The organism is Streptomyces sindenensis (genome assembly GCF_014649035.1).
GTDB lineage: Bacteria > Actinomycetota > Actinomycetes > Streptomycetales > Streptomycetaceae > Streptomyces > Streptomyces sindenensis.
Window position 1 is genome coordinate 1 of the sequence record NZ_BMSG01000068.1, and the last position, 5,978, is coordinate 5,978.

3 protein-coding genes are annotated in these 5,978 nt (G+C 63.3%); 2 read left to right on the forward strand and 1 reads right to left on the reverse strand.

Going from position 1 to position 5,978, the window contains the following annotated elements; all coding sequences use genetic code 11:
• Window positions 1-330 precede the first annotated feature (330 nt).
• Both IE145_RS33885 and IE145_RS32985 read left to right on the forward strand, forming a co-directional pair.
• On the forward strand, window positions 331-1,236 hold the full coding sequence (locus IE145_RS33885) for a DUF6928 family protein (RefSeq protein WP_308427843.1): 906 nt from the start codon (window positions 331-333) through the stop codon (window positions 1,234-1,236).
• Between the two features lie 110 nt (window positions 1,237-1,346).
• Window positions 1,347-4,292: an NACHT domain-containing protein gene (locus IE145_RS32985; protein WP_189529098.1), complete on the forward strand. Its 2,946-nt coding sequence runs from the start codon at window positions 1,347-1,349 to the stop codon at window positions 4,290-4,292.
• Between the two features lie 406 nt (window positions 4,293-4,698).
• Here IE145_RS32985 and IE145_RS32990 read toward each other — a convergent pair whose 3' ends face one another.
• Window positions 4,699-5,826, reverse strand: coding sequence for a three-Cys-motif partner protein TcmP (locus IE145_RS32990; RefSeq protein ID WP_189529099.1), 1,128 nt, complete (start codon window positions 5,824-5,826; stop codon window positions 4,699-4,701).
• Window positions 5,827-5,978: the final 152 nt, after the last annotated feature.

The following is a 5,978-nucleotide window of genomic DNA, read 5'->3' on the forward strand; positions in this document are numbered from 1 at the left end:
CCAGCCGCTCAACGATCCTCGCCACAGGCCACAGCCTATCGGGCCAATTGAGATGACTTCTTAGAAGGCACTGGGTGGGTGGGGGAGTGGGGTGGCTCTGAACGGGGCGAACGTACTCAGTCGCTGGCCGCTACCGAAAACTTCGGGCGTTTTCGGGACGGCGGGGCTGTCAGTGGTGGGAACTAGCGTGCGTCGCATGGGAGCGAAGACGGCGCTACTGGCGTACGCGGACGGAGACGTGGCCTCGGCACTGCGGGAGGCCAGCGAGCCGGCGGCTGAGGGGACGTCGGCGTTGTTCGCTCAGGTCGGGCTGGGTGGGGGACGGAGTCGATGAAGGGCGATGTCCTGGGGGAATCGACGTACCCGCCAGAACGCCTCACGTATGTGGCGAGCTTCCCGGGCGTGGACCTGGTCTGCGATCGGCGTCTGATGTTCGACCGCCCGTCGGAACTCCCGGCGGACCTTCTGGGGGCCGCCGCGGGCCGTCGCGTGATCCTGCACGCGATACACAGCGTCTCCGATTGGCTTGCCTTCGCGGTCTGGCAGGAGGGCCGCCTTCGCCGCTCGCTGAGCCTCTCGCCGGACGGTGGCATCGTGGAGAACATCGGTGACCCGTCCCCCTTCGAGATGCCCTACTGGGCAGGTGACCGGCCCGTGGAGTTTGACCCGGCGTGGGACGAGGAACCGTACGCACTGCCGTTCCATCCTCTGGAACTAGGCAACGAAGCCCTTCGAGCCCTCTTCGGCTTCCTCCTGAAAGGCCGGCCCTCGCCCGAGGACGTTGGCCCGGACGAGGTCCCGCTGCTCGGCTTCGACCTCACGGACCTGGATACGTCCCGGCGAGCCCAGAAACGGGCGGCACTCGAAGAGGCGGCCCGGCGGATGCAACGCAAGAGTCTCCATCTCGGCGCAGACAGGAGCTGGATCGAAGCCCTCGGTGGGCAATTGGTGCGTGCACGCCGTCCACTTCAGCCGCGCTGCCTGCCAGGTGTCGGTGGTACAGCCCTCCTCCATGTCCCACCACTTATGGGCCTCTCCGAGGTGGAGGAATCGCTGGACCACTGCGAGGTCTGCCTCCGGCTGAAGGCTGAGTACGGCGGCGCCATCGAGCGCCGGCGTGGCAGATTCGGCCCGGAGCGGGTAAGGGTTCCTCGGCGCGCCTCGCAGCGAGGGGCAAGGCCCGTTTATGCGAGGCAAGTTGGTGCTAGTTTGCCTGCACAGCCCCCATGGGAGTAGGACTCTGCTTCTTCCCAGTCTCGAGGTGATCGGTGAATCGCACGGCCGTCGAAGCTTTCCGTCGGATGGAAGGCTCATACGCACCGAGATCGCCAGAGGTCTCCCGGAGTGTGCAGGAGAGCCTCTCCGCCCTCGACTTTGAGGCGCGCTTCTTGGCTCTCTTGGCCCTCTCGACACTGCGGGCGTCTGGACTCCCCCACGTCAACATCGGCAGGTCACCCGGCCTCGGGGAGTGGATCTCGCTACTCCGAGATCTGAGGGCCCGTCTGTGTGATGCCGACCCCGGCGCCCCGGGGCAACGCATCGCCCAGGTAATAGCCGAGGCATTGGCCCTGTACGACGGGGGAATCCCCGCAGCTCCTCCGGAGCTCAGGGCGACAAAGAACCTCCGTGACCACGTCAGCCACGGAGGTGCCATCCCGAACGGGTTGTCGCCCGTCGTGGACGCCCTCGTGCGAGCGATTTCCGATATCATCGCGGAGTGCCTGTCTGACGCCGTGCTCACCCTCACGGACGATGGAAGCCAGGAGTTGCGACCGGTGGTGGCCTGGGGCGACACCGACGTTTCTTTGTGGCCATTTATGTACGCGAAGCCGGACGGCAGCTGGTACGTGTACGCCCGATACACCGGAAACCAGCCCGACTACCTCGCCTTCGGCTCGGCGAACTACCGGTCTCGTCCCAGCAATCCGGAACTCGACGCCTCTCTGGCCTTGCTATTGAAACCGAAGCGGGAACCGGAAGATCCTCGTGAGCTCTTTCGAGCCGAGGTGGAGAAAGATCTCAAGGCGTTCTCCGACGTCGTCGGTGCCCCTCCCCAGTACTTCGACCACCCTCATGGTTTTGGCTACGAGTGGGGCAAGTCCGTCAGTGAAGGCACCCAGCTGCGCAGGGACTACTTTCGCATGGGTCCCGACAGCCCCGAGTGGCGGGACGAGCAGGGCTGGGTGCCGTATCGGGCGTATCTGCGGAAACTTACCAACTGGCCCATCGTGGCCAGCCGTCTGCGCTACAAACTGGAGGAGGTGGAGCGGCAACTCGTCCAGGAGGAAAGCGATCAGCTCGGCTGGCAATCGGATGTTGGTAGTCACCGAGAGGCCCACGTCGAGGTGACGGAGTACGACGGGGGCAACCCGCGGAGGAAGACCTTCTCTCAACTGATCGACGATGTCGATGCAGATCTCGGGGTTGAGACGGGTCAGACCCAGGTCTTCTTCGTCAATGGCGAGGCAGGCATCGGCAAGACCCGGGCAATGGTCAAGGCTGCCCTGAACCGGTCGCGGGAAGTTGAACGGCATCAGGAGGACAAGCCGCTGTTTCTCTACGTCAAGTCAACCGGGCGTGTTCTCGACGACTTGGACGCGGCCGTCAACCACGCAGTTGCGCTCACGCAGAACCTCACCGCGGAACGTGTCAAGGTCCTCTGCGGAAAAGGGCTCATTGCCCTTCTCATCGACGGCTTTGATGAACTCCTGGGCGGAGCAGCATACAGCGATGCGATCGACTCGCTGCAGGACTGGCTCAATGCGTTGGGCGGGCGCGGAGTACTCGTAGTCTCAGCCCGCTCTTCCTACTACATGAACCAGTACCGATCGAGCGTGCAACGGGCAAGTAGGGCGATAAGTGCCTCGGTGCGCCACAGTATCGCGGAGGTGCTGCGGTGGAATCCGGCGGAGATCGTTTCGTTCCTGGACGACTACGGTGTATCTGCCGCCCGCTTCGAGGGCTTGCCAGCCGGAGACCAAGAGATCCTGGGGCTTCCCTTTTTCGCGCGGGCCTTCGCCGAGATGTGCCGGTCAGGCGACTATGAAGAATCGGACACAGAAGGTCCTTCGTTTACCGAGAGGCTCCTGAATCACTACCTGGTGCGGGAGGAACGGAAGCTCTCCTATCAGGCGGATGGTGCGTCGGGGCTCCTGAACCGAGACGAACTGCGACGCACCTTCGAGCACGTAGCCGAGATCATGGTAGACGGTCGTGAAAGGGAGATTGACTCTGCCGACCTGGAATTCGCTGCTGCCGCGGCCTTGGACATCGATGACCTGGACGACCGAGAGGGCCTTCGAGAGCGCCTCCAGGTGATTTGCGGTCTGGCCACAGATGCGGTGACGCGCGGGCCCAGCAGGTTCAGATTCCAACATGAGGTGTTCTTCGATAACTTCCTGGCCGGTATTGTCGGGCGACATCTTCGTGCGGGCCGTTTCTCCGCCTTCCAACGGCTGTTGGGCAGATCGGAATGGCGCACGGGAACGGTGAGTGGGGTGGTAGCAGCGGTGGATGCTGGGCTGCTCGTGGGTGCCCTGGCAGGGGTGCGGCTGCCCGCCGTTCAGTCCAGCGCCGCTTCCCGTGACACAACCGCCACCAATCTGGGTGCCATGTGGACCGAACTCATCCGCATGACTGCCGAGATGCCTGACCAGCCGATTGTCGATGCCGCATTTGCCGGCCCGCTCGATCTCAGCCGCACCAAGGTGGGCAATGCCTCCCTGGTCAACTGCCAGCTGGAGTCACTGACCCTTCCTGCTGGGACCGGATGGAAGCTCCAGCTCGACCAGACGAGGGTCAAGAAGATCGCGGCGGGCGCGGATCAGGTGGACCTTTCAGGACTGCGGGGCGTACGGCACGGGGACCTGATGGAGCTCCTATTCCGGCCCAGCCTCTTTTTCTACCGCCGCCCGGACATTTACAAGGCGCTGAACACGCGGGGCGTGGGGATCACCGATACACCAGAGACGTCCGGCACAGTCGTACCGGTACCTCTGGAAGCCGCTCGCCACTACTTGAAGAACCTAGTCGAGTACGCCTCCTCGACACTGATCCTCAAGGACAACCATCAACCAGACGACAACCGGCTGAAGTGGACTCAGGAGTACCCAGGCGAGTGGAAGCCCTTCGTGGACAGGCTGGCCAACGCCGGCCTCGCCCGACGCGAGAAGCTTTCCGCGAAGGGGGCTAGGAAGATCAAATTGAGGTTGCAGTTCGGCGTCGCCAACATCCTCGATGAGGACTCCGACGTCCCTCAGATCCAAGACTTCTGGGCGGATGTGAAGGGCTGACCAGAGGAGGGCTGCCGCCCACCTATCGCGCGCCAGCTCGAACCCCGGCGCTGAAAACACGATCACGTCCGGGCCGACCCAGGTTGGCCCGGACGCTGCGCAGCAGGGCAGAGAGGCTGTCCCACTTTTCGCATCCGACACGGTGATTACTTCACGGCTGATCCTCGCAGGGGCTGCCTTGCGTGAATCGCTGCGAGTGGCTGACGGATCTGGTGCCGACGAACTGTGACGAACATTCGGACAACCCTTCCTTTCTAGCGTCGGCCTTGAGCTATGGTCGTGTTCTACGCGGCGGGGGGGGCAAGGGCGACATGCTGGCTTGCCTGGAGGCCCAAGCGTATTCCTGACAGCAGAGGCCTCCCAATGCGGCGTCGTGTACGGAGTGACCGCCTGGGGGTCACCGGCCTCAGAAGAGAGTGAGGGCCTCTGCCTGACCAGAAGCCTGGGGTGGCGACACGTGGGGAACGACGACCGTGTCGGCTGTCACCCGGCGAGGTGTTGTGGTGACGACCTTGGCATCACGCATATCAGTGATCAGTTTGGTCACCTGGCTGGGCTTGTATACGGTCTCCAAGAGAGCAAACGTCTTGAGTTTCGCCACGGTGAGACCCTTCGGCGCCGCCGCGATGTGTTCCAGCAGGATCCGGCGAAGAGGCCCTGTGTTGGGTTCGAGTTCGAGGGCGAGCTGTTGTTGCTCGACGTCCTTGGGGTCGCGATAGCGGACCCCGTGGTCACGGTCGACGCTCCACATGGCTTCCTTCATCTTCTCGAGGCCGCGCTCGTGACGAGTCCCGAAGATCAGATAGAGCACATGGCCATCCTCATCGACCATCTCGAAGGAGAGGGTGTGTGTGAAGCCGGCCCGGCGCAGGGTTTCGCGGTATTGGTCCCGAAGGAAGGTGAACTTCTGTTTCGACGGCTGCTTGAACACGTCGTGCCACGCGGTGCCTCCGAAGGCCGCATCGCCTGACTTCCGATGGCCTTCGTTACGCTCGGCGAACCGGGTGAGGAACTGCGGTTGGAAGGTGACCAGTACCTCGGTGCTGCGGTGTTTTCCGAGTTCCTTCAGCAGGCTGAACGGGATGTCAGGGCCGCCGTAGCTGTCGAGGAGGACGAAGAGAGGCTTGCCCAGGCTGCCTTGGAGGCGGAGTTGCTCGAGTAGTGTGGGGTGGCACTCGCCGCAGTGCGTGTTCAGGTGAAGGCGTCGGACTACGTCGTCCGAGTGGTGCCCGCGTGCCTTGCCGAGTTGCTTCTTCAGCTCGGATTCCCGCCGCTTGTCCCCCTCGACGAGCACCATACGGATGCGTCCGGGGCGGTGCTGCAACGCCTTGGCGAAGGCTTCGAGCGCAATAACAGGCGAACCCGGCTCGCCTTGGGAGTACAAGCCGGGTCCCGAAAAGCCCTCCGCGTACGTGATGGTGTCGTTGCGCGAGAGGAGAATGGGAGCCCAGGGCTCGAGATACCTCTTCAGCAGATTGTGCTTCGCTGCCGTATGGGGGTCTCTCTCCCACAAGACGGTCTTGGGTACAGCCATACCGCACTCTCCCCCACCCCTGGCGATTACAGACTTAGGGCAGAGGATCACACGGCGTGTCCGTCGGTGTCAGTGGATCGGTCGGAATTGGCTAAGAGGATGTCTCACGTGGTGCTGGGTGGTGCGGCATGATGCTGCACCGTGAGGGTTGA

Coding starts and splice junctions, on each gene's coding strand:
- IE145_RS33885 (WP_308427843.1), top strand. CDS start 331: ATGAAGGGCGATGTCCTGGGGGAATCGACGTACCCGCCAGAACGCCTC.
- IE145_RS32990 (WP_189529099.1), bottom strand. CDS start 5,826: ATGGCTGTACCCAAGACCGTCTTGTGGGAGAGAGACCCCCATACGGCA.